This window comes from Microbacterium sp. PF5, assembly GCF_004794315.1.
In the GTDB taxonomy this organism is placed as follows: Bacteria; Actinomycetota; Actinomycetes; order Actinomycetales; family Microbacteriaceae; genus Microbacterium; species Microbacterium sufflavum.
This window is the reverse complement of record NZ_SSDQ01000171.1, coordinates 98,014-118,824: the sequence shown is the minus strand read 5'-3', so window position 1 is coordinate 118,824 and position 20,811 is coordinate 98,014. Positions and strand designations below refer to the sequence as shown.

24 protein-coding genes are annotated in these 20,811 nt (G+C 71.7%); 17 read left to right on the top strand and 7 right to left on the bottom strand.

Annotated elements, in window-relative coordinates; genetic code table 11:
• Nucleotides 1–159: 159 nt before the first annotated feature.
• Nucleotides 160–1,209, bottom strand: a complete 1,050-nt coding sequence (locus tag DW297_RS17665) for a sensor histidine kinase (protein WP_240744675.1) — start codon at nucleotides 1,207–1,209, stop codon at nucleotides 160–162.
• A gap of 319 nt (nucleotides 1,210–1,528) precedes the next feature.
• Between DW297_RS17665 and DW297_RS17660 the strand changes: the two genes are divergently transcribed.
• Nucleotides 1,529–2,185 (top strand): response regulator, encoded by a 657-nt coding sequence (locus DW297_RS17660; RefSeq protein WP_240744674.1) that lies wholly within the window; start codon nucleotides 1,529–1,531, stop codon nucleotides 2,183–2,185.
• A gap of 165 nt (nucleotides 2,186–2,350) precedes the next feature.
• Here the strand turns inward: DW297_RS17660 and DW297_RS17655 are convergent, their stop codons facing one another.
• The gene (locus tag DW297_RS17655) at nucleotides 2,351–3,211 is read right to left on the bottom strand and encodes an EamA family transporter (protein WP_136034858.1); all 861 of its coding nucleotides are present in this window, start codon (nucleotides 3,209–3,211) and stop codon (nucleotides 2,351–2,353) included.
• Between the two features lie 231 nt (nucleotides 3,212–3,442).
• Here DW297_RS17655 and DW297_RS17650 point away from each other — a divergent pair, with 231 nt between their 5' ends.
• The 3 genes from DW297_RS17650 to DW297_RS17640 are packed head-to-tail and all read left to right on the top strand — an operon-like array spanning nucleotide 3,443 to nucleotide 6,770.
• Nucleotides 3,443–4,726, top strand: a complete 1,284-nt coding sequence (locus DW297_RS17650; protein WP_136034876.1) for a M18 family aminopeptidase — start codon at nucleotides 3,443–3,445, stop codon at nucleotides 4,724–4,726.
• A 35-nt stretch (nucleotides 4,727–4,761) separates the two neighbouring features.
• Nucleotides 4,762–6,204 carry a purine-cytosine permease family protein gene (locus DW297_RS17645; protein WP_136034856.1) on the top strand — a complete coding sequence of 481 codons (1,443 nt, stop codon included), beginning with the start codon at nucleotides 4,762–4,764 and terminating at the stop codon, nucleotides 6,202–6,204.
• On the top strand, nucleotides 6,201–6,770 hold the full coding sequence (locus tag DW297_RS17640; protein WP_136034854.1) for a cysteine hydrolase family protein: 570 nt from the start codon (nucleotides 6,201–6,203) through the stop codon (nucleotides 6,768–6,770). Before DW297_RS17645 ends, DW297_RS17640 begins: the two co-directional genes overlap by 4 nt.
• Nucleotides 6,771–7,027: 257 nt before the next feature.
• Here the strand turns inward: DW297_RS17640 and DW297_RS17635 are convergent, their stop codons facing one another.
• Complete coding sequence (locus tag DW297_RS17635; protein ID WP_136034852.1) at nucleotides 7,028–7,738, bottom strand: MBL fold metallo-hydrolase; 711 nt, start codon at nucleotides 7,736–7,738, stop codon at nucleotides 7,028–7,030.
• Between the two features lie 80 nt (nucleotides 7,739–7,818).
• Between DW297_RS17635 and DW297_RS17630 the strand changes: the two genes are divergently transcribed.
• The 6 genes from DW297_RS17630 (at nucleotide 7,819) to DW297_RS17605 (ending at nucleotide 13,492) form a co-directional block, all read left to right on the top strand.
• Complete coding sequence (locus DW297_RS17630; protein WP_136034849.1) at nucleotides 7,819–8,343, top strand: TetR/AcrR family transcriptional regulator; 525 nt, start codon at nucleotides 7,819–7,821, stop codon at nucleotides 8,341–8,343.
• Nucleotides 8,344–8,463: 120 nt separating this feature from the next.
• Nucleotides 8,464–9,519: an alpha/beta hydrolase gene (locus DW297_RS17625; RefSeq protein ID WP_136034847.1), complete on the top strand. Its 1,056-nt coding sequence runs from the start codon at nucleotides 8,464–8,466 to the stop codon at nucleotides 9,517–9,519.
• Between the two features lie 49 nt (nucleotides 9,520–9,568).
• A complete protein-coding gene (locus DW297_RS17620) occupies nucleotides 9,569–10,420 on the top strand; it encodes a tryptophan 2,3-dioxygenase (RefSeq protein ID WP_136034845.1) in 852 nt (283 codons plus the stop codon).
• A 1-nt stretch (nucleotide 10,421) separates the two neighbouring features.
• The gene (locus DW297_RS17615) at nucleotides 10,422–11,387 is read left to right on the top strand and encodes an amidohydrolase (RefSeq protein ID WP_136034843.1); all 966 of its coding nucleotides are present in this window, start codon (nucleotides 10,422–10,424) and stop codon (nucleotides 11,385–11,387) included.
• Between the two features lies 1 nt (nucleotide 11,388).
• Nucleotides 11,389–12,630: a kynureninase gene (locus tag DW297_RS17610; RefSeq protein ID WP_136034841.1), complete on the top strand. Its 1,242-nt coding sequence runs from the start codon at nucleotides 11,389–11,391 to the stop codon at nucleotides 12,628–12,630.
• Nucleotides 12,620–13,492, top strand: a complete 873-nt coding sequence (locus DW297_RS17605) for a PaaX family transcriptional regulator (protein ID WP_136034838.1) — start codon at nucleotides 12,620–12,622, stop codon at nucleotides 13,490–13,492. Before DW297_RS17610 ends, DW297_RS17605 begins: the two co-directional genes overlap by 11 nt.
• Nucleotides 13,493–13,519: 27 nt before the next feature.
• On the opposite strand, the gene DW297_RS17600 is transcribed toward DW297_RS17605, so the two are convergent.
• Nucleotides 13,520–14,011 carry an FBP domain-containing protein gene (locus DW297_RS17600; protein ID WP_136034836.1) on the bottom strand — a complete coding sequence of 164 codons (492 nt, stop codon included), beginning with the start codon at nucleotides 14,009–14,011 and terminating at the stop codon, nucleotides 13,520–13,522.
• Between the two features lie 293 nt (nucleotides 14,012–14,304).
• Here DW297_RS17600 and DW297_RS17595 point away from each other — a divergent pair, with 293 nt between their 5' ends.
• Nucleotides 14,305–14,652, top strand: a complete 348-nt coding sequence (locus tag DW297_RS17595; protein ID WP_136034834.1) for a hypothetical protein — start codon at nucleotides 14,305–14,307, stop codon at nucleotides 14,650–14,652.
• A gap of 19 nt (nucleotides 14,653–14,671) precedes the next feature.
• Here DW297_RS17595 and DW297_RS17590 read toward each other — a convergent pair whose 3' ends face one another.
• A complete protein-coding gene (locus tag DW297_RS17590) occupies nucleotides 14,672–15,073 on the bottom strand; it encodes a hypothetical protein (protein WP_136034832.1) in 402 nt (133 codons plus the stop codon).
• A gap of 192 nt (nucleotides 15,074–15,265) precedes the next feature.
• On the opposite strand from DW297_RS17590, the gene DW297_RS17585 reads away from it, so the two are divergent.
• Nucleotides 15,266–15,472, top strand: coding sequence for a CsbD family protein (locus DW297_RS17585; RefSeq protein ID WP_136034830.1), 207 nt, complete (start codon nucleotides 15,266–15,268; stop codon nucleotides 15,470–15,472).
• A gap of 70 nt (nucleotides 15,473–15,542) precedes the next feature.
• On the opposite strand, the gene DW297_RS19040 is transcribed toward DW297_RS17585, so the two are convergent.
• Nucleotides 15,543–15,707 (bottom strand): hypothetical protein, encoded by a 165-nt coding sequence (locus tag DW297_RS19040; RefSeq protein WP_017829325.1) that lies wholly within the window; start codon nucleotides 15,705–15,707, stop codon nucleotides 15,543–15,545.
• 121 nt (nucleotides 15,708–15,828) lie between these two features.
• Between DW297_RS19040 and DW297_RS17580 the strand changes: the two genes are divergently transcribed.
• The 5 genes from DW297_RS17580 to DW297_RS17560 all read left to right on the top strand — a co-directional run bounded on the left by DW297_RS17580 (nucleotide 15,829) and on the right by DW297_RS17560 (nucleotide 20,035).
• Complete coding sequence (locus DW297_RS17580; protein WP_136034827.1) at nucleotides 15,829–16,095, top strand: DUF7218 family protein; 267 nt, start codon at nucleotides 15,829–15,831, stop codon at nucleotides 16,093–16,095.
• A gap of 6 nt (nucleotides 16,096–16,101) precedes the next feature.
• A complete protein-coding gene (locus DW297_RS17575) occupies nucleotides 16,102–17,178 on the top strand; it encodes a carboxylate-amine ligase (protein WP_136034825.1) in 1,077 nt (358 codons plus the stop codon).
• A gap of 38 nt (nucleotides 17,179–17,216) precedes the next feature.
• A complete protein-coding gene (locus DW297_RS17570; RefSeq protein WP_136034822.1) occupies nucleotides 17,217–18,632 on the top strand; it encodes an MFS transporter in 1,416 nt (471 codons plus the stop codon).
• 129 nt (nucleotides 18,633–18,761) lie between these two features.
• Entirely contained in the window at nucleotides 18,762–19,805 is a 1,044-nt protein-coding gene (locus tag DW297_RS17565; RefSeq protein ID WP_136034820.1) for an iron-containing redox enzyme family protein, read from the top strand.
• Nucleotides 19,802–20,035 (top strand): CDGSH iron-sulfur domain-containing protein, encoded by a 234-nt coding sequence (locus tag DW297_RS17560; RefSeq protein ID WP_136034818.1) that lies wholly within the window; start codon nucleotides 19,802–19,804, stop codon nucleotides 20,033–20,035. Before DW297_RS17565 ends, DW297_RS17560 begins: the two co-directional genes overlap by 4 nt.
• On the opposite strand, the gene DW297_RS17555 is transcribed toward DW297_RS17560, so the two are convergent.
• A complete protein-coding gene (locus DW297_RS17555) occupies nucleotides 20,017–20,796 on the bottom strand; it encodes a YggS family pyridoxal phosphate-dependent enzyme (protein WP_136034815.1) in 780 nt (259 codons plus the stop codon). The genes DW297_RS17560 and DW297_RS17555 overlap by 19 nt on opposite strands.
• Between the last annotated feature and the right edge of the window lie 15 nt (nucleotides 20,797–20,811).

Genomic DNA, 20,811 nt, shown 5'->3' with positions numbered 1-20,811 from the left:
GATCGCGCCCGCGATCGCAGCGCTGGGGACGCTTTATCTGGGGAGCTTTCAGCATATGCCGGTGCGAATTGGGCTCTGAAGTGCCGAAAGTCGAGACCTTTTTAGACTTTCGTCTAGGTCTGTTCGCGCGCACGCAGCGCACTCTGTCACTGTAGCGCCTCAGGCCACCGGCAGTGCGGCCGACACGAGCCAGTGCCCGTCGACCTCCCCCGCGCTGAACTCACCGCTCGCGCCCATGACGCGCTCGGCCATGCGGCCGAGGCCCGTGCGACTCGACGAGAGCTCGCGGCGGGGCGTGGTCGGAAGGGGACTGCGCAGGGTCAGGTGCGCGGTGTCGTCGTCCACGGCGAGACGGATCTCGACCGTGCCCTCGCCGGCGTACTTCAAGATGTTGGTGGCGGACTCGCGCACGATGCGCGCCAGCACGATCTCCACGGCGCGCGGGATGCGCTCGTCGCCCGGGTCGCCTTCGCACACCACCGTGTGCCCGGCGTCCGCGAACTCGGTGCGTGCTTCGTCGATCGCCGCGACGAGGTCGCCCGCCGGCATGCCTGCCGACCGGGGCCCGTCGTCGGCCAGCTCGATCACGAACCGGAGATCGGTCATGGCCTTGCGCGCGGCCACCCGGATGGCCTCACGCGAATCGTCACTGGTTCCGGGGTCCTCGAGCATCTGCACGTGCAGCGACACCACCGTGAGGTGGTGCGCGATGCTGTCGTGCAACTCGCCGGCGATCCATCGCCGCTCGGCGAGCACTGCTTCGCGTTCCTGTTCGGCCGCTGCCTCGAGCTGACGCTCCAGGCGGCTGCCGCGTGCGAACGCGATCCGCAGCGCGAAGCCGACGGCTCCCGCGACAGCGGCGAAGACGAGGTAGATGGCGACGTTCACGCCGGCGTCGGCGTCGCGCATGGCGACGACGGCGGCAGCGACGAGGAACGCGCCGGTGTACGACAGGATCAGCGAGGTCCAGCCGAGTCGCATGACCAATCCGGCCGCGACAGCGGCGGCGGTCAGGACCTGGTACTCGGTTCCTGCCAGAAAGGAGAGCGCGAACACGACGCCGAGGGCGCATGTCGCGATGAGGGGCTTCCAGAGATAAAGGGCGAAGACTGCCGTCGAAGAAATGCTCACCACGAGGACGGCCGGGTTCACACCCGGAGTCACGATGAGGCCGATCAGATCGACGGCGATAGTGATGGAGATGATCACCAGAACGACGATGCGTTCGATAGCGGTGAGTTTCTCACCTCGGACCAGCCGGAGTGTATCCGCAGACCCGCGAATCGAATGGTCGAAGGCCATGGTTCACTATCTCCTATTCGCCAGGTACTCTAGCGGACGAGACCAAAGAACTTGCTAACCTGCTGCCAGAAAGTCATTACGTTCACCTCCATTTTGTAGTCGTTTGTCGATGTCTGTATTCATCTTCTCGACGACGCTGAGCGCGCACATCTGTCTTGAGTCCAGACCTCGATGGCCAAAGGTCTACAGCGCGGATCCGCGGGTGCAGCGCGGTTAGGCTTCCTCCATGCAGGAAATCCGCGTCGTGATCGTCGATGACGATCCACTGGTCCGCTCCGCGCTGTCCCACTTCGTGTCGCGCGCGCCGGAGATCACGGTCGTGGCGCAGGCGGAGGACGGTCGCGAGGCCCTCAGCACGGTGGAGCGGGAGAAGCCGGACGTCGTCATGATGGACGTCCAGATGCCCGAGATGAACGGCATCGAGGCGACGGCGGCCATCGCGCAACGGTGGCCCGATGTGCGGATCCTCGCCGTGACCACCCTCGACGGCAGCGACACGGTCCTGCCGATGCTGAGCGCCGGGGCGTCGGGCTACCTGCTCAAGGACTCCAGCGCGGAGGACATCGTGACCGGCGTGCGCGAGGTGTTCGCCGGCCAGAGCTCGCTGTCCCCGCGCATCGCCTCCATGCTGATCCGGCACGTGCGCGACTCCACGCCCGCCGCGACCGCCGCTGATGCCCTCGAACCGCTCACGGACCGTGAGGAAGAGGTGCTGCAGTGCCTCGCGAAGGGCATGTCGAACGCCGAGATCGCCAAGGCGCTCATCGTGTCGGAGGGCACGGTCAAGGCGCACCTCGGGCGCATGATGTCGAAGTGGCACCTGCGCGACCGCGTGCAGATCCTCGTCACGGCCGCGCACGCGGGACTGGTCACCTTCCGCTGACCCCGTGCCTCGCGCGGCACGCGGGCATTCCGCTGGCGCACCGCTCGCGCCGCGGGGATCCGGGAGAGTGCTCACACCTGCATCCATCTCCGGACCGTCGGCGTCGACGGTCCGAGGGCTGTCGTTCTTCCACCCCGCGCCATCTCCAGAATGGAACCGCGGGGGTCACAGCGCAAGCAGCACGATGCCGGTCAGCACGATGAGCGAGGCGCCCACCCGCCACCCTGGCCGCGACTCCCTGAGCACGACCGCGCCGAACAGGCTCACCAGCACCACGCTCACCTCGCGCAACGGCGCGACCAGCGCGACCGGAGCGATCTGGATCGCCGACAGCACGAGGATGTACGACAGCGGCGACAGCACACCGAACGCCAGGATGCGGCGCCACTGGGCACGCCCGAGCGCCCACACCGCGGGCCAGCGGCGACGGACCGCGATCGAGTAGAACGGCACCTGCAGCAGGGTCGTGCCCACCATGAAGGCCACCGGCGACAGGCTCCACGTGCGCACCGCGTGCGTGTCCCAGATCGTGTACACCGCGATCGCCACGCCCGTCAGCAGCCCGAACACCAGGCCGAGGTCGACGCCCCGCCCTCCGCCGCTCCCCCGGTCGACCAGCCCGACCGCCACCACGCCGACGATCACCGCGGCGACGCCGACCAGTGCGATGCCCGACGGCCGCTCCCCCAGCAGCAGCACCGCGACGATCACCGACAGGAAGGGACCGGTCCCGCGCGCCGTCGCATACACGGTCGACAGGCTGCCCTCGCGATAGCCGCGCTGCAGCACCGCCATGTACACCACGTGCAGCACGGCCGAGACACCCACCCCGAGGGCGAACGAGGCGAGGTCGGACGTGCCGAGGCCCCCCGTGAACGGCACCGCCCCGATCCACACGGCCGTGCTGGCCACCGCGCCCCACCACAGGAACGGCGAGCCGGCGCGGCTGATGCCGTGCGCGATCACGTTCCAGGCGGCGTGGGCGACGGCGGCACCGAGGACCAGGACGAAGGCGAGTGGGGACACGACAGACCCTTCCGTTCGGCGCGGGCACGACGAACAGGGTCCTCCGGGCTTTTGTCCTGTCAGATGACGGCCCGCTCACGGGAGCGGACCGTGGCGCCGCTCGGACCAGACGGGTGCGGACCCCGGAACCCTAGGCGCTATCGGGACCACCCTAGCCGTCCGAGGCGAACCGGAGGGGAACGCCGGTCCCGACTACGCTCGAAAGACACCCCGCGCAGGAAGGTCATGCCCATGCCCGTCACCCCGGTCGCTCTCGCCCACGCCGAGGACCTCGCCGACTTCGTCGCCGCCTCCCCCTCCAGCTATCACGCCGCGGCCGAGGTCGCCCGTCGCCTGGAGGACGCCGGGTTCACGCGGCTCGACGAGCACGACGCGTGGCCGTCCGCCGCGGGCGGGCGGTACGTCGTGGTGCGCGACGGAGCCGCGATCGCCTGGGTCGTCCCCGCCGACGCCACCGCGACCACGCCCGTGCAGGCCTTCGGCGCCCACACCGACTCCCCTGGCTTCAAACTCAAGCCGCAGCCCACGACCGGTGTCCGCGGGTGGCTGCAGGCGGCGGTCGAGGTCTACGGCGGCCCGCTGCTGAACTCCTGGCTCGACCGGGAGCTGCGCCTCGCCGGTCGCCTGGCCCTCGCCGACGGCCGCGTCGTGCTCGCCGACACGGGTGCCCTGCTGCGACTGCCGCAGCTGGCGATCCACCTCGACCGCGGCGTGAACAACGGCCTCGCGCTCGACAAGCAGACCGAGACGCAGCCCGTGTGGGGACTCGGCGACCCGTCCGAGGCGGACATCCTCGCGGAGCTCGCGGCCTCCGCCGAGGTGTCGGCGTCTGACATCCGCGGCTACGACGTGGTGGTGGCCGATGCGGCACGCGGCGCGGTGTTCGGCAAGGACAGCGCCTTCTTCGCCTCCGGTCGCCTGGACGACCTCGCCTCCGTGCACGCCGGCGTGGTGGCGCTGCAGGCGCACGAGCCCGCCGCTGGTGCGCCGATCGCGGTGCTCGCCGCGTTCGACCACGAGGAGCTCGGGTCGGAGTCGCGCTCCGGCGCGGCCGGCCCGTTCCTGGAGGACGTGCTGGAGCGGGTCTACGACGGGCTGGGCGCCGACGCGTCGGCCCGCCGTCGGGCCTACGCCGCGTCGTGGTGCCTGTCGAGCGACGTGGGTCACTCGGTGCACCCCAACTACGTCGGCCGCCACGACCCCGTGGTGCAGCCGGTGCTCGGCTCCGGCCCCATCCTCAAGCTCAACGCCAATCAGCGCTACGCCACGGACGCGGTCGGCAGCGCCGCCTGGCGGGAGTGGTGCGAGCGCTCGGGCGTCGCCACGCAGGAGTTCGTGTCGAACAACGGCGTGCCCTGCGGCTCCACCATCGGACCGATCACGGCGACGCGCCTGGGCATCCGCACGGTCGACGTGGGCATCCCGATCCTGTCGATGCACTCGGCGCGGGAGCTCGCCGGCGTGAGCGACCTGCACGACCTGACACGCGTGGCCGGAGCGTTCTTCGCCGGCTGAGCCCCGCACCGGCGCAGCAGTGCCATCATGAGCAGATGACCGACATCAGGCCGGCTCTCATCGAGCGCGCAGGCATCGAGATCATCCCCGAATCCGAGCGGACCGCGAAGCCGCGCGACCTCTTCTGGCCGTGGTTCGCCGCGAACGTGTCGGTGTTCGGCATGTCGTACGGCTCGTTCGTGCTCGGCTTCGGCATCTCGTTCTGGCAGGCGACGCTCGTGTCGGTGATCGGCATCGTGGTGTCGTTCCTGCTGTGCGGGCTGATCGCGATCGCGGGCAAGCGCGGCTCGGCGCCGACCATGGTGCTCTCGCGGGCGGCGTTCGGCGTGCAGGGGCAGAAGATCCCCGGCATCGTCTCCTGGCTCACCTCGATCGGCTGGGAGACGTTCCTGGCGATCATGGCCGTGCTCGCCACCGCGACCGTGATCACGCAGCTCGGCGGCGACGGCGACAGCCTGTGGCTCAAGATCGTCGCGACCGTCGTGGTGGCCGCGCTCATCGTCACGGCGTCCGTGCTGGGCTATCACACGATCATGCGCCTGCAGTCGGTGCTCACCTGGGTCACCGGCGTGGTGACCGTGCTCTACATCGTCCTCGCGATCCCGAGCATCGACCTCGGCGTGGTGCTCGCGCGTCCGGACGGCGGCATCGGGCAGGTGATCGGCGCACTCGTGATGGTGATGACCGGGTTCGGCCTGGGCTGGATCAACATCGCCGCGGACTGGTCGCGCTACCAGAAGCGCACGGCCTCCGACGGCGCGATCGTCGCCTGGAACACGATCGGCGGCTCGGTCGCGCCGGTCATCCTCGTCGTGTTCGGCCTGCTGCTCGGCGGCTCCGACGACGACCTGCTGACGGCGATCGCGGCCGACCCGATCGGCGCGCTCGCGAGCATCCTCCCGCTCTGGGTGCTGGTGCCGTTCCTGCTCACCGCGGTCCTCGCGCTCGTGTCGGGCGCCGTGCTGGGCATCTACTCCTCCGGCCTGACCCTGCTGAGCCTCGGCATCCGCATCCCGCGCCCGTCGGCGGCCGCGATCGACGGGGTCATCCTCACGCTCGGCACGATCTACGTGGTGTTCTTCGCGAACGACTTCCTCGGCCCGTTCCAGAGCTTCCTCATCACGCTCGGCGTGCCGCTCGCCTCCTGGGCCGGCATCCTGATCGCCGACATCCTCCGCCGCCGCGCCGACTACGACGAGCAGGCGCTGTTCGACAGCCGCGGCCGCTACGGCGCCTGGGACTGGACCTCGATCGTCACCCTGGTGGTCGCGAGCGTGATCGGCTGGGGATTCGTGCTCAACGGCTTCGCCGAGGCCGCCCCGTGGAACAACTGGCAGGGGTATCTGCTGTTCCTGGTCGGCGGCGCTGACGGCGACTGGGCGTACGCCAACCTCGGGGTGTTCTTCGCGCTCGTGCTGTCGTTCGTCGTGACCTGGTTCGCCAGGGCGGGGAAGATCCGGCGGCAGGAGGCGGCGTGACCACGACCGCCGGCCCGGGTTCACGCGACGCCTGGCTGGTCGTGATCGACCCTCAGCACATCTTCGCCTCGCCCGACTCCGCGTGGGGGTCGCCGTTCTTCGACGACGCGATGGGCAACATCCGGCGGCTCGCCGACGCGTTCGGCGACCGCGTGCTGGTGACGCGGTGGCTGCCCACGGCCGACCGCTCCACCTCCTGGGGCGACTACTTCGCCGCGTGGCCCTTCGCCGACCGCCCGGCAGACGACGCACTGTTCGACCTGGTTCCCGCGGCGCGCGGGCTGTCCCCGCACCCGACGCTCGACCTGCCCACGTTCGGCAAGTGGGGCGCGGAGCTGGAGGCGGTGGTGGGACACGGCGCGCCGGTGGTGCTGGCCGGCGTGTCCACCGACTGCTGCGTGATCTCCACGGCGCTCGCTGCCGCGGACGCGGGGGCCCTGGTGACCCTGGCCGCCGACGCCTGCGCCGGTTCCACGGCGGAGAACCACGCCGCCGCGGTGCAGGTCATGAGCCTCTACCCGCCGCAGATCACGGTCGCCGAGACGTCCGCCCTCCTGTCGCGCTGACCCCGCGTGCTCGCGGGCGCGCGCGGGGCGTGGGTGCGGTGCGGGGCGCGGGTGCGGGGTGGAAAACGCACCGCCCGGGGCACCCCCCGGACCCTTTTTGATCCAGAACCCGCCCCCTAGACGGTGCGGGGTGGAAAACGGGCCGCGCGAGTCCCACCCGGGCGCGTTTTCGATCCGCACCGCGACCGGGGGCACCGCGACCGGGGGCACCGCGACCGGGGCACCGCGGCCGCGACCCGCGACCGGAGCGGACGGGGTCAGGCGGCGGCGCGGACGGCGGCGGCGATGTCGGCCGGGGAGCCGCGCCAGGGAGCGCCGTGTCCGGGGAGCACCCACGACGCGTCGAGCGCGGCCAGCCGGTCCAGCGACGCCAGGGCCTCTGCGGGTGCATCCGTGAAGGGAGCCGGCTGGGCACCCTCGCGCCCGGTGAGCACGTGCCGCGTCGTGAGCGCGTCGCCCACGAACACCGCGTCGACCGCCGGCACGTGCACCGCGATGCTGCCGGGCGAGTGGCCGGGCAGTCCGACGACCACCGGGGCACCGGGCAGGTCGAGCACCGCACCGTCCTCCACCTCGACGACCGAGGCGACGTGCGGCGTGCGCAGCGCGTTCTTGCGCAGGCCGTAGGCGAGGAAGCCCAGCATCGGGAGCGGGCGCGCGGACCCCATCGGCGTCCGTGGCTTCTCGCCCGTGCGCACGCGGTGGGCGTCGGCGGTGTGGATGATCACGGGCACGCCGGTCTCGCGGCGCAGGCGTTCGGCGAACCCGATGTGGTCGCTGTCGCCGTGGGTGAGCACGAGACCGCGGACGTCGGACAGCGGACGACCGATCGCGGAAAGCTCGTGCTGCAGGTCTTTCCAGTGTCCGGGCAGACCGGCGTCGATGAGCGTGATGCCCTCGGGCAGGTCGATCAGGTACGAGGCGACGATGTCGTTGCCGAGGCGGTGGAGGTGCGGGGCGAGCTGCATGGCGGGTCCTCTCGGATGATTGCGATAGCTACGATACGTAGCTATGATGGCTACTGTCAATAGCCATCGCTGGAGGATGCATGCCGACCCCCGAACGCACCACGACCGACGCGATCGTGGCCGCCGGACGAGAGATCCTCGAGGCGTCCGGTCCCTCGGGCCTCACGATGCAGGCCGTCGCGACGCGCGTCGGCGTGCGCGCCCCCTCGCTCTACAAGCGCGTGAAGGATCGCGAGGCACTGCTCGCCGCGGTGGCGACCGCCACGGTCGACGCGCTGGGTGAGCGCCTCGAGAGGGTCGGCGACGACCTCGCCGAGCTCGCCACCGCCTACCGCGCCTTCGCGCACGCGCACCCCGAGGGCTTCCGGCTGATGTTCGCCGCACCCGTGCCGCAGGAAGCCCTCGAGCGCTCGGCGGCACCGGTCATCCGGGCGTGCGCGGCCACGGTCGGCGACGACGACGCCCTCGACGCCGCCCGGCTCTTCACCGCCTGGGCGACCGGGTTCCTGCAGATGGAGCTCGCGGGCGCCTTCCGCCTGGGCGGCGACGTCGACCGCGCCTACGCCTACGGCCTGCGGCAGCTCATCGGCGGCCTCTCCCGCTGAGCCCCTCCCCGGGCCCGGGCCCGCAGGGACGGCCGCGATCGCACGGGGCGCCAGGACACACCCGCCCGCACCGGCGATTCGACCAGCCGGAATACTGGCACACTGTTGCCGGGAGGGTCCATGAGCACCGATGCGCACACCGGAGAGTCCGTCCACCCCACGAAGGCCCGGAAGCCCTGGCACCGCACGAAGGTGATCGCGGTGATCGTGGTCGCCGTCGCCGCCGTGGTCGCCCTCATCAGCAGCCTCACCCCCTGGCCGTCCGCCATGGTCATCCGCGCGGTGTTCACGAAGGGCGGCGACGAGACCGCCGCCGAGATGGACAAGCACGTGCCCGACGCCGCGCTCGACGTGCAGCAGGGGATCGCGTACGGCGACGCGGGCACCGACACGACGATGGACGTGTTCCGCCCGGCCGACGCCGACGGTCCACTGCCGACCGTGGTGTGGATCCACGGGGGCGCCTGGATCTCGGGCGAGAAGGAGAACGTCGACCCGTACCTCCGGATCCTCGCGGCCGAGGGCTACACGACCGTCGGGGTGAACTACACGATCGGGCCCGAGGGCGTGTACCCGCTCGCCGTGCGGCAGCTCGACCAGGCCCTCGCCTACATCGACGAGCACGCCGCGGAACTCGGCATCGACCCCGACCAGATCGTGCTCGCGGGCGACTCCGCCGGCAGCCAGCTCGCCAGCCAGATGGCCACGCTCATCACCAACCCCGACTACGCCGAGATCGTCGGCATCGACCCGTCGCTGAAGGCCGACCAGCTCGCCGCCACGATCCTCAACTGCGGCGTGTACGACCTCGCAGCCCTGGCCGAGCTCGACGGCATCGCCGGCTGGGGCCTCAAGACCGCGATGTGGGCGTACTCGGGCACCAAGACCTGGGCGGAGGACTCCACCGGGTCGACGATGTCGACGCTCGACTGGGTCACGGCGGACTTCCCCGCCACCTACATCTCCGGCGGCAACGGCGACGGTCTCACCTGGCTCCAGTCGATCCCGATGGCGAAGCGCCTCGAGTCCCTGGGTGTGGAGGTCACGACGCTGTTCTGGCCGATGGATCACGAGCCCGCCCTGCCGCACGAGTACCAGTTCCACCTCGACCTGCCGGATGCACGGACCGCTCTGGACGAGACGATCGCGTTCCTGGGGAAGCACACCACCCGCTGAGAACATTTCACTCCTGTGACGGTCGCCACAGAAGTGATATGTTTTCCGCATGCACCCGGAGAACCAGCGCGCCCTGGAAGACGGCATCGTCACCGACCTCACCGGACGGATGACCTACGGCTCGTACCTCGCCCTGGATCAGCTGCTCACCGCACAGCACCCCGTGAGCCAGCCGGAGCACCACGACGAGATGCTGTTCATCATCCAGCACCAGACCACCGAGCTGTGGCTCAAGCAGGTGCTGCACGAGCTGTCCTCCGCGCGCACGCTGCTGGCCGCCGACGACCTGCGTGAAGCCCTCAAGCGCATCGCCAGGGTCAAGAAGATCCAAGACGTGATGACGCAGCAGTGGTCCGTGCTCGCCACCCTCACCCCGACCGAATACGCGCAGTTCCGCGGCTCACTCGGCACCTCGTCCGGCTTCCAGTCGGTGCAGTACCGCGCCGTGGAGTTCGCGCTGGGCAACAAGAACGAGAAGATGCTCGGCGTCTTCCGCGACCATCCCGCGAACCTGGCGCTGCTCACCGCCGAGTGGGAGAAGCCCACGCTGTACGACGAGTTCCTGCGCTACGCCTCCCGCCGCGGACTGCCCGTTCCGGCCGAGATCCTCGACCGCGACGTGCGCGAGCCCTACCGCGAGACCCCGGCGCTGGTCCCCGCGATCCGCGCCATCTACCAGGACCCCGGCACGCACTGGGACCTGTACGAGGCGTGCGAAGACCTGGTCGACCTCGAGGACAACTTCCAGTTCTGGCGGTTCCGGCACCTCAAGACCGTGTCGCGCACGATCGGCATGAAGGTCGGCACGGGCGGCTCCAGCGGCGTCGGATTCCTGCAGCGCGCCCTCGACCTCACGTTCTTCCCCGAGCTCTACACCGTCCGCACCGAGATCGGCGGCTGAGATGCACGCCGCGACGTACTTCGACGGCACCCGGTGGCGCGACGGCGTCGTCGAGGCGACCGCGGAACACGTGCGGCTCCGCGCCGAGACTCCGGCCCCCGGCCTCCCCCGCGTCCCCGGCGGGGTCGTCGGCGGCTTCACCGACCACCACGTGCACCTGCAGCTCGTCGACCACGCCCTGCTGCGCACCTCGCGCCTCGCCCGGGTCGACGACCTGGGCGGGAACACCGCGGTGCTGCGTGAGCTCGCGGTGCACACCTCGGCCACCCCCGATCACGCCGTCGAGGTCCGGTACGCCGGAGCGTTCCTCACCCCGCCCGGCGGCTACCCGTCCGACCGCGACTGGGCCCCCGCGGGATCGGTGCGGGAGGTCGCGGACGAGGCTGCCGCGGTCGCCGCGGTCGATGAGCTCGCGGCCGCCGGGGTCGCCCTCCTCAAGGTCGCCGGCAACAGCACGGCCGGTCCGGTGTTCGCCGACGCGCTCGTCCACGCGATCGTCGAGCGCGCGGACGCGCACGGCCTGCCGGTGGTCGTGCACGCCGAGGGCCCCGGCGAGGCGCAGCGGGCCGCACGCCTCGGAGCCACCCGCCTCGCGCACGCGCCGTTCACCGAGCGCCTCGACGACGCCGAGGTCGCCCGCCACGCGGCCTCGGTGTCCTGGATCTCGACCCTCGCGATCCACGACCCCGCCGCCCTGCGCATCGCCGTCGACAACGTGCGACGGTTCCACGCCGCCGGGGGCACCGTGCTCTACGGCACCGACATGGGCAACGGCCCCACCCCGGTCGACCTCCACCCCGCCGAGCTCGACGCCCTCCGCCGCGCGGGGCTCGACGACGCCGCCCTGCTGCGCGCCCTCGCCCCCGTGGACCCGCGGCAGCCCGGCGCGCTGCTGCTCCTGCTCCCGGACGGCTCGACCGATCCGTTCGACGCCCGCCCGCTGACCGCCGCCGACCTGAAGGTGTGACATGACCGACCGTTCCTCCGACGCCGCCCTGCTCGACGCCGCCCGCGCCCTCGACGCGGCCGACCCGCTCGCCGCGCACCTCGACGCGTTCGCCGAGGCGCCGGGGGTCACGGCCTACCTCGACGGGAACTCCCTCGGCCGCCCCCTGCGGGACATGCCGGAGAAGCTCGCCGCGTTCGTGCGCGAGGACTGGGGCACCCGGCTCATCCGCTCGTGGGACGAGCAGTGGATGGAACTGCCGATGCGCCTGGGCGACCGCATCGGCGAGGTCGCGCTCGGAGCCGCCACCGGGCAGACCGTCGTGGCCGACTCGACCAGCGTGCTCATCTACAAGCTCATGCGCGCCGCGGCCGCCGCCGACCCCGCCCGCACGGAGCTCGTGATCGAGACGGGCAACTTCCCCACCGACCGGTTCCTCGCCGAGGGCGTCGCCGCCGAGACCGGGCTGACCATCCGCTGGCTGGAACCCGACCCGGTGCACGGCGTGACGGTGGACGACGTGACGGCCGCGGTGTCCGACCGCACCGCGCTCGTGTCGCTCAGCCACGTGGACTACCGCTCGGGCGCGCTGGCGGACATGCCGGGCATCACGGCGGCGGCGCACGAGGCGGGGGCGCTCATGATGTGGGACCTGTGCCACTCGGCCGGCGTCGTGCCGATGCAGCTGGACGCGTGGGGCGTCGACCTCGCGGTCGGCTGCACCTACAAGTACCTGAACGGCGGCCCGGGCTCCCCCGCGTTCGCCTACCTCCGCCACGGGCTGCAGGGCGTGCTCCGGCAGCCGATCCAGGGGTGGTGGAGCGCGGAGGACATCTTCGCGATGGGGCCGGAGTACGTGCCGAGCGGCGACATCCGGCAGCTGCTCAGCGGCACGCCGCCCGTCACCTCGATGCTCGCGATGCAGGGGATGCTCGACCTGATCGAGCAGTCGACGATCGCGGGGGTGCGGGCCAAGTCGCAGTCGCTGACCGATCTCGCGGTGCGCGCGTACGACGAGGTGCTCGCCCCGCTCGGCGTGCGGCTGCTGAGCCCCCGCGACTCCGCGCGACGCGGCGGGCATGTGACGATCGGCCACCCCGACTTCCGCGACGTCACCCGCCGGCTCTGGGCGGACGGCATCATCCCCGACTTCCGCTTCCCCGACGGCATCCGCCTCGGACTCTCCCCGCTCAGCACCTCGCACGTCGAGACGATCACGGGCGTGCTGGCCGTGCGCGACGCCCTGGAGTCCGATGACGACTGAAGCGGCGGCGACCGCCGTGCGCGACGACATCGATGCCCGCCCCGGCAGCACGGCGTCGCTGCTGCGGACGCTGATCGGGCTGTATCTGCGGCCCCTCGGCGGCTGGATCTCCGCCGCGCATCTCGTGCACCTCGCGGGCGAGCTGGGGATCCCGGCCGCCCAGGCCCGCACGGGCGTGACGCGCCTGAAGCAGAAGGGGCTGCTGCTGGCCGAGCGCGGCGAGACCGCGGGATACCGCCTGAACCCGGAGGCGCTGCCCATGCTGGAGCGCGGCGACCGGCGCATCTTCACCATGCGGCAGATGGGCGACACCGACCCGTGGTGCCTGGTGTCGTTCTCGATCCCGGAGAGCGCCCGCAGCGTGCGGCATCAGCTGCGTCGCCGGCTGCAGTGGATCGGCGCAGGCGTGGTGTCGCCCGCCCTGTGGATCTGCCCCGGTCACCTGCGCGAGGAGGCGACGCAGATCCTGGAAGAGCTCGGCGCGCGGCAGTGGGCGACGCTGTTCGACGCCGTGGCCCCCGCTCCCGCCGGCACCCTCGTGGAGGCGGCAGCGCAGTGGTGGGACCTGGGTGCGCTGCGGACGGAGCACCTCGCCTTCCAGGCGTCGCTCAGCACGCTGCCACCCGAGCCGTTCGCCGCGTATGTGCACCTGCTCGACCGGTGGCGCGTGCTGCCCTACACCGACCCCGGGCTGCCCGCGTCGATGCTGCCGGCGGACTGGCCCGGCGCCCGCAGCGTGGAGCGCTTCACGGCGCTGTCGGCCGAGCTGTCCGCGCCGGCGCTGGCGCACGTGCGCGCCGTCACGGCGGCCGGGGTGGATCGGGCGGACACCCCGGATCCGGCGGTGGCGGACCGGCGCTGAGGACGCACCGGCCCGCCGCCCACGGCCTCAGGCGGTCCCGGCCACCTCGGCCAGGAAGCCGGTGACGTGCTCCTGCAGCCGGACGATCCGCAGGTCGCGCGCGAGCTCCCGGTCGTAGCCCTGGTACGCGAGGGGCGGCAGCATCCGCACCGAGCGGTTGCACTCGAACCCGGCGCAGGCCAGCACGCCGACCGAGTCGCCCTTGCGTCCGGCCGGACCGGCCTTGCGGGCGACGAACAGCTGCACGTCGTTGCGGAGGGTCACGTCTTCGCACCACGAGCACTGGGCGCGGGCGAGCACCCGCTGTTCGGCGCGCTGCAGCAGCACGCCCACCGGGGCATCGTCGACCCAGGTCACGACGTAGGCGCGACGGGGCTGCTTGGGGTCGGTCCAGCCGAGGAAATCAAGCCGATCGAAGTCGATGTCGGCGAAACCGGCGGGCAGGGTGAGGTCGGAGACCTCCTTGCGGGAGGCGTTGAGGAAGGAGGCGCGGATGTCGCGCTCGTCGAGGGGACGCATGGGAGTGTGCTTTCGGACGGTCGCCGTGCGGCGAGTCGGGTCAGATGGAGGACCCCGGACAGGAGCCGGGTACGGTGCAGCACCGGGGACGGGGGTTCCGCCTCCGGCCGGTCCTCAGCCTCTGCCCGCGGCGCTGAACGCGCCTGCGGCTCCGCTCCGCGCCCCGAGGGCGCTCATCGACGACAGCACCCGGCGAGCCTACACCCGATTGTTTCGCCCGATGTCGCCCGCCCTCGCGTCCCGCCGCCCGCGCCGCCTACTGTGGCCGGAACGCCGAACCGAAGGAGACCACCGTGTCCACGTCGCCCCACCGCCTGTCACCCCTCGAGGTGAGCGAGCGTGCGACGTGCATGTGCCGCGCGGGTGGCCGCTGCTCCTCGATCGCACCGGGACACGCGCTGCACCTGATCCAGGCACGCCTGGCCGCCGCCACGCCCGCCGACTGGGCAGACGCGCTGGTCGAGTCCGCCGATCCGGTGACCGGCGACCTGGTCGTGCGCACCCTCGACGGCACCGCGCACGCGCTGTGGAACGGCTCCGGTGCCGCGCTCGAAGCGGCCGTCGGCACCCCCGTCGCCCTCCACCTCCCCTACGGCGTGCTGGCCGTGGGAGACGCGCGCTTCAACGTCGCCACCGTCTGACGGCGACCGTCCTGCCGGGTCAGGCGCTCGCCATCATCATGTCGCGCACGGCCATGCACGCGTTCATGCACGCCTGGCACGCCTGCGCGCAGAGGCGGCAGACGTCGCTGTGATCGGCGTGCTGCATGCACTCGTCCATGCACATCTGGCACATGGCGATGCACGCGTCGAGCATCGCCATCATCGTCGCGGGGGTCATGCCCTGCATCCGCAGCATCGACCGCATCATCGTGTGGCACATGTCGGCGCAGTTCATGCACGCGGGCGCGCAGTCCATCAGCTGCGTCGAGCACACGGTGCACGCCTGCTCGCACGCGGCGCACGCGTCCATGCAGGCCTGCAGCACCGCCAGGTCCATCATCGCCATGTCGGGCATCGACTCCATGCTCTTCGACATCGCGCCCATCATCGTCGCGTCCATCGGGCTCCGCTCCCTTCGTCGAGGACAGCGGGCAGGACCACCCGCCTGGCGCCAGGCTAGCCGCTGCGGGGGCTCGCGTCGATGGGGGCGGAACGCTGACACGGCAGGGAGCGATTGTCAATCCCGTGGACCCTCGTCACGGCCGATGCGAGGCTCGGAGAGCAATCGATCCGCCGAGGAGAGGAGCCCCACATGAGTGGCGCAGACGACATGAAGAACTCCGCCGAGAAGCTGGGCGGGAAGGTCAAGGAGGGCGTGGGCAAGCTCACCGACAACGAGAAGCTCGAGGCCGAGGGCCAGGCGGATCAGGTGAAGGCCGACGCCAAGCAGGCCGGCGAGAACGTGAAGGACGCCGCAGGCAAGGCCGGCGACAGCGTCCGGGACGCGTTCGACCGCTGATCCCGCCCCGCTGATCCCATGAAGAGGGGGAGGCTCGCCGGACCGGCGAGCCTCCCCCTCCGCACACGGGTCAGACCTTGCGGCTGCCGCTGATCGCTCGGATCAGCCAGGCGATCACGGCGATAGCCAGGAGCACCAGACCGACCCACAGCAGGAACTGGAGCGACTGCACCAGTCCTCCGGTGATCGCGAGGATCACGGCGATGACGATGACGATGATCAGGAGGATGTTCATCGGTCTTTCCCTTCTCTGGGGGCGCGGGCGCCCGACTGCGGTGCCCTCACGCTAGACCGCACGGACACCCTCGTTCGAGGGGGTTGACTTCCACCCTCCGAGTGCGCGAAGGAGCAGAGCAATGCCAGGAGCACGTAACAACTCCCTGAAGGACCCGGAGCTGTACGAAGAGCTCCGCGACGACGGAGCCTCGAAGGAGAAGGCCGCACGCATCTCCAACGCCGCTGCCAGGGACGGCCGCAGCACGGTCGGCCGCCGGGGCGGGAAGCACGGCGACTACGAGGACTGGACGGTCGCCGAACTGCGCAAGCGGGCCAAGGAGATCGGACTGACCGGCTACAGCGGGAAGCGCAAGGCGGAGCTCATCTCCGCTCTGCGCAACCACTGAGGCGGGATGGCGCGCTTCGGGATCGAGGAGGAGTTCCTCCTGCTCGATGAGAACTCGCTGCTGCCCGTCGGCCTCTCCGGCGACATCCTGGAGCGCATCGGCGACCGCCCGCTGACCGGGCGGGTGACCACGGAGTACCTGGCGTCGCAGCTCGAGTGCCTCACCGAGCCGGTGTCGACCCCGGAGGCGGCGCGACGCCAGTTGCGCGGCCTGCGCAGCCTGCTGGGCGAGCACGCACGCGCCCTCCACGCGGTGGCCGCCCCGACCGGGAGCCCGTTCACCACCGCGCGCTCACCCCGGCTCTCCCCGTCACCGCACTACGACGACGTGGCCCGGCGGCTCGCGCACCTGACCCGCGAGCACGAGGTGAACGGCCTGCACGTGCACGTCGAGGTGCTCGACGAGGAGGAACGGGTGCGCGCGCTCAACCGCCTGCGCGGCTGGCTCCCGCTGCTGCTCGCGCTGAGCGCCAACAGCCCGTTCGCCCACGGCCTCGACGCGGGCTTCGCGAGCTGGCGGAGCATGCTCATCCGGCGACTGCCCTCATCCTGGTGCCCGCCGCGGTTCCACGACCTCGACGACTACCGCGCCCGGGTCGGGCAACTGCTCGCCCTGGGCACGATCGGCGAGGCCAGCTCGTTGTCGTGGGCGGTGCGGCTGTCCGAGCGATACCCCACCGTCGAGGCACGGATCGCCGACGCGCAGCTCACCGCCGACGATGCCGTGCTGTCGGCGCTGCTGTGCCGGGCGATCGCGCTGAGCACCGAGCAGCGGCTGGCCGAGGAACGCATCGACGCCCTGGACGCGTCGGTGTGGACGGCGGCGCGGGCCGGGATGGGCGCGCGCATCGTCGACCCGCTGTCGGGCGAGGTCGCCGACGCGTGGGCGGTCGCGGAGGGCCTGCTCGCCGAGATCCGCCCGGTGCTGCAGCAGCTCGGTGACGAGGCCGCGGTCGACGAGGCCCTGGGACGCCTGCGCGCGGAGGGAACCGGCGCCGAGAGGCAGCGGACCGCCTACCGCGACGGCGGTCGCGAGGGGCTCACGGAACTGCTCCGCGCGGGGACGGAGACCGCGTCGGCCTGACCCGCCCCGGCGTCCGCGGCCGGGAGTAGGGTCGGCTCGTGGCCTCCTTCGCCCCCCTCCAGCGGCTCGTCATCGCGATCGCGGTGCTCGCGTCCTTCGTGACCTTCCTCGACGGCACGGTGGTGAACGTCGCGCTGCCCGCCATCAGCCGTGAGCTCGGCGGCGGCATCACCACGCAGCAGTGGGTGGTCGACGCCTACCTCATCACCCTGAGCGCGCTGATCCTGCTGGCGGGGTCGCTGTCCGACGCGTATGGCCGGGTGGTGGTCATGCGCATCGGCCTGATCGCGTTCGGCATCGCGTCGATCGCGGTCGCCGCGGCGGTCGACCCGCTCATGCTGATCGTCGCCCGCGCGGCCCAGGGCGCGGCGGGTGCCCTGCTCGTGCCGAGCTCCCTGGCGCTGATCACGGCCACGATGCGCGGCGACGTGCAGGCGAGGGCCATCGGCGTCTGGACGGCCTTCACGACCGCGGCACAGCTCGTCGGGCCGCTGCTGGGCGGCCTGTTCGTCGACTTCCTGTCGTGGCGGTTCGTGTTCCTCATCAACGTGCTGCCCATCGGCGTCACGCTGCTGCTGCTCGCTCGGCTCCAGCTGCCCGAGCGGCCCCGCGGCGTCGGGGTGGACTGGTGGAGCGGTGCGCTGTGCGCCGTGGGACTCGGCGCGGTCGTGTTCGCCCTGATCGAGCAGCCCAACCTCGGATGGGGCTCGCCCGCGATCTCGATCCCCGCGGTCGCGGGCGCCGCCCTGTTCGCCGCGTTCCTGCTGCGCCAGCGCCGCTCGGCCGCCCCGCTCATGCCGCTGTGGCTGTTCCGCGTGCGCGACTTCGGCTGGGGCAACCTCGCGACGCTGTTCGTGTACGCCGCGCTCTCGCTCAACGGCTTCGTGGTCGGGGTGTACCTGCAGCAGGGCGCCGGGCTCAGTGCCACCGCCGCGGGTCTCGCGAGCCTGCCGATGACGATCCTCATGATCCTGGTGAGCTCGCGCGCGGGAGGGTGGGCGGGGCGCTGGGGTCCGCGCATCTTCATGACGATCGGTCCGCTGATCATGGCGGCCGGTGCGCTGATGCTGCTGACCGTGTCCGCCGAGTTCGACTACTGGTGGCAGGTGCTTCCCGCCATGGTCGTGATGGGGCTGGGCCTCTCGCTCACGGTCGCTCCGCTGACGGCCGCGATCCTCGGCGCGATCGACGAGAACCACTCGGGCATCGCCTCGGCCGTGAACAACGCGGTCTCGCGCGTGGCCGGGCTCCTGGTGGTGGCGATGCTGTCGACGATCGTCGGCGGCGCCCTCGACCTCGACGGTTTCCACAGCGCCGCCTGGGTCACGGCCGCGCTCCTGGTGCTGGGCGGCGTGGTGTCGTGGATCGGCATCCGTCGCAACCCGTCCGAAGACCCGACGGCCTCCGCGGAGGGCGCCCCGGCTCCGGCCCCGCCCGTGCCCGGTCGCGGCTGAGGCGCGACGCGTCCGCGCACGGGAGCGCGGACGCGGCTTGCCTGCCCGACGGCTCGGCGTCAAGTCCCTGGCTCCGTTCGCGCGCTCGCGCGATGATGCCGGTGATCGATCCGATGGGAGCCCCTCCACATGACCGTCTCCACCCTCGACACCGACACCGCCGTCGCATTCTCCCCGCGCGGCCCGCTGTCGGCCGCCGTGCTGTCCTGCCTCGTCCACGGCGACGACAGCGTCGACCTGCCGGAGCTCGCGGCGACCGCCGTGTCCGAGACCACCGACATCGTGCGCGACGACGACATCCAGCTCGCGCTGTTCGTGCTGTATGCGTCGTCGTACGGCTCGCTTCCCGCGCTCGACGCGTCGCGGGAGTGGGATGCGGGCGTCGTCACCGCCCGGCGCCTCCTGGAGGACGCGTTCGAGGCGGCCCTCCGGGAGACCGTGCCGGTGCCGGAGCTGCCGGAGCCGACCGTCGACGCGGTGGGCCGGGCCCTGTTCGCGCTCGCCGCCGCCGACGCCGGACCGAGCGTGGCGCGCTACATCGCCAAGAAGGCCACGCGGGAGCAGGCGGAGGAGTCGCTGATCCTCCGCTCGATCTACACGCTGCGCGAAGCCGACCCGCACTCGTGGGCGATCCCGCGTCTGACCGGCCGGGCGAAGGCGGCCCTCGTCGAGATCCAGTCGGACGAGTACGGCGGCGGCCGGCCGCAGCGCGTGCACGCGGAGCTGTACGCCAGGGCCATGCGGGCCGCCGACCTCGACGACACGTACGGCGCCTACGTCGACGACGCCCCCGCGATCACGCTCGCCTCGCACAATCTGATGACCCTGTTCGGGCTCAACCGCCGGCTGGTCGGCGCCATCGTCGGGCACCTCGCCGCGTACGAGATGACGTCGTCGATCCCGTGCCGCTTCTACGCGGACGGGCTGCGGCGCCTCGGCTTCACCGACGAGGTGGCCGCCTACTTCGACGAGCACGTGGAGGCCGACGCGGTGCACGAGCAGATCGCCGCGCGCGACCTCGCCGGCAGCCTGGCGGAGGATCGCCCCGAGGTGCTCGGCGACATCGTGTTCGGGGCCGCCGCGTGCCTCACCGTGGACGGCTGGGCGGGACAGCACATGCTCGACGCCTGGGCGGCCGGCGCCTCGGCGCTGCGCGGACGGGAGTCGTCATGAGCGGTCGCGACGAGCCGGTCACCGTCACGCCCTACCCGGACGGGCCCCTGCTCGTCCGCGGCGACATCGAGCTGCGGTCCGCGGACGGCGCGCTGATCGACCCCGGCCGCCGCACGGTCGCGCTGTGCCGCTGCGGCCTGTCCGCCGTGAAGCCGTTCTGCGACGGCACTCACAAGGCGGCCGGCTTCCGGACCGACGACGAGGGGCCGCGTCAGCCCTCCGGCCAGTAGTAGCTGTCGGGCAGGGCGCGCGCGCCGAAGATCGCCTGCCCGACCCGCACGCACGTCGCCCCCTCCTCGACCGCGATCTCGTAGTCGCCCGACATCCCCATCGACAGCTCCCCGTCGCCGATCAGGTCGGGATCGTCCGCCCTGGCGCGGTCGCGGAGCTCGCGCAGCACGCGGAAGCACGCGCGCACCCTGGTCTCGTCCGGGGTGAGGATCGCGAGCGTCATGAGCCCGCGCACCCGCAGCGACGAGTACACCGGCAGTGCCTTCAGGAACCCGGACAGCTCCGCGGGCGGCATGCCGAACTTCGAGTCCTCCGCGGAGGTGTTCACCTGCACGAACACGTCGAGACCGCGACCGGCCGCCTGCAGCCTTCGGTCCAGCGCCTCGGCGACCCGGAGCCGGTCGAGTGCCTGGAACTCGTGCGCGAACGCGGCGACATCGCGCGCCTTGTTGGTCTGCAGGTGTCCGATGATCGCCCACGAGACGTCGAGGTCTTCCGTCTCACGGTGCTTGCGCACGGCCTCCTGCACCTTGTTCTCGCCGAGGAGCCGCAGCCCGGAGTCGATCGCGATGCGCACCCGCTCGGTCGGCACGGTCTTGCTGACCGGCAGCAGCCGCACGCTCGCGGCATCGCGCCCGGCGCGGTCGGCGGCGGCGTCGATGCGCGCGCGGACGGCGGCGACGTTGGCTCGGAAGTCGGCGACGGTGGTGGCCGTGGGGTAGCGGGCGGAGGCGTTCTCCTCGTCGACTGACTTTGACATAGGCCAAAATCTAAC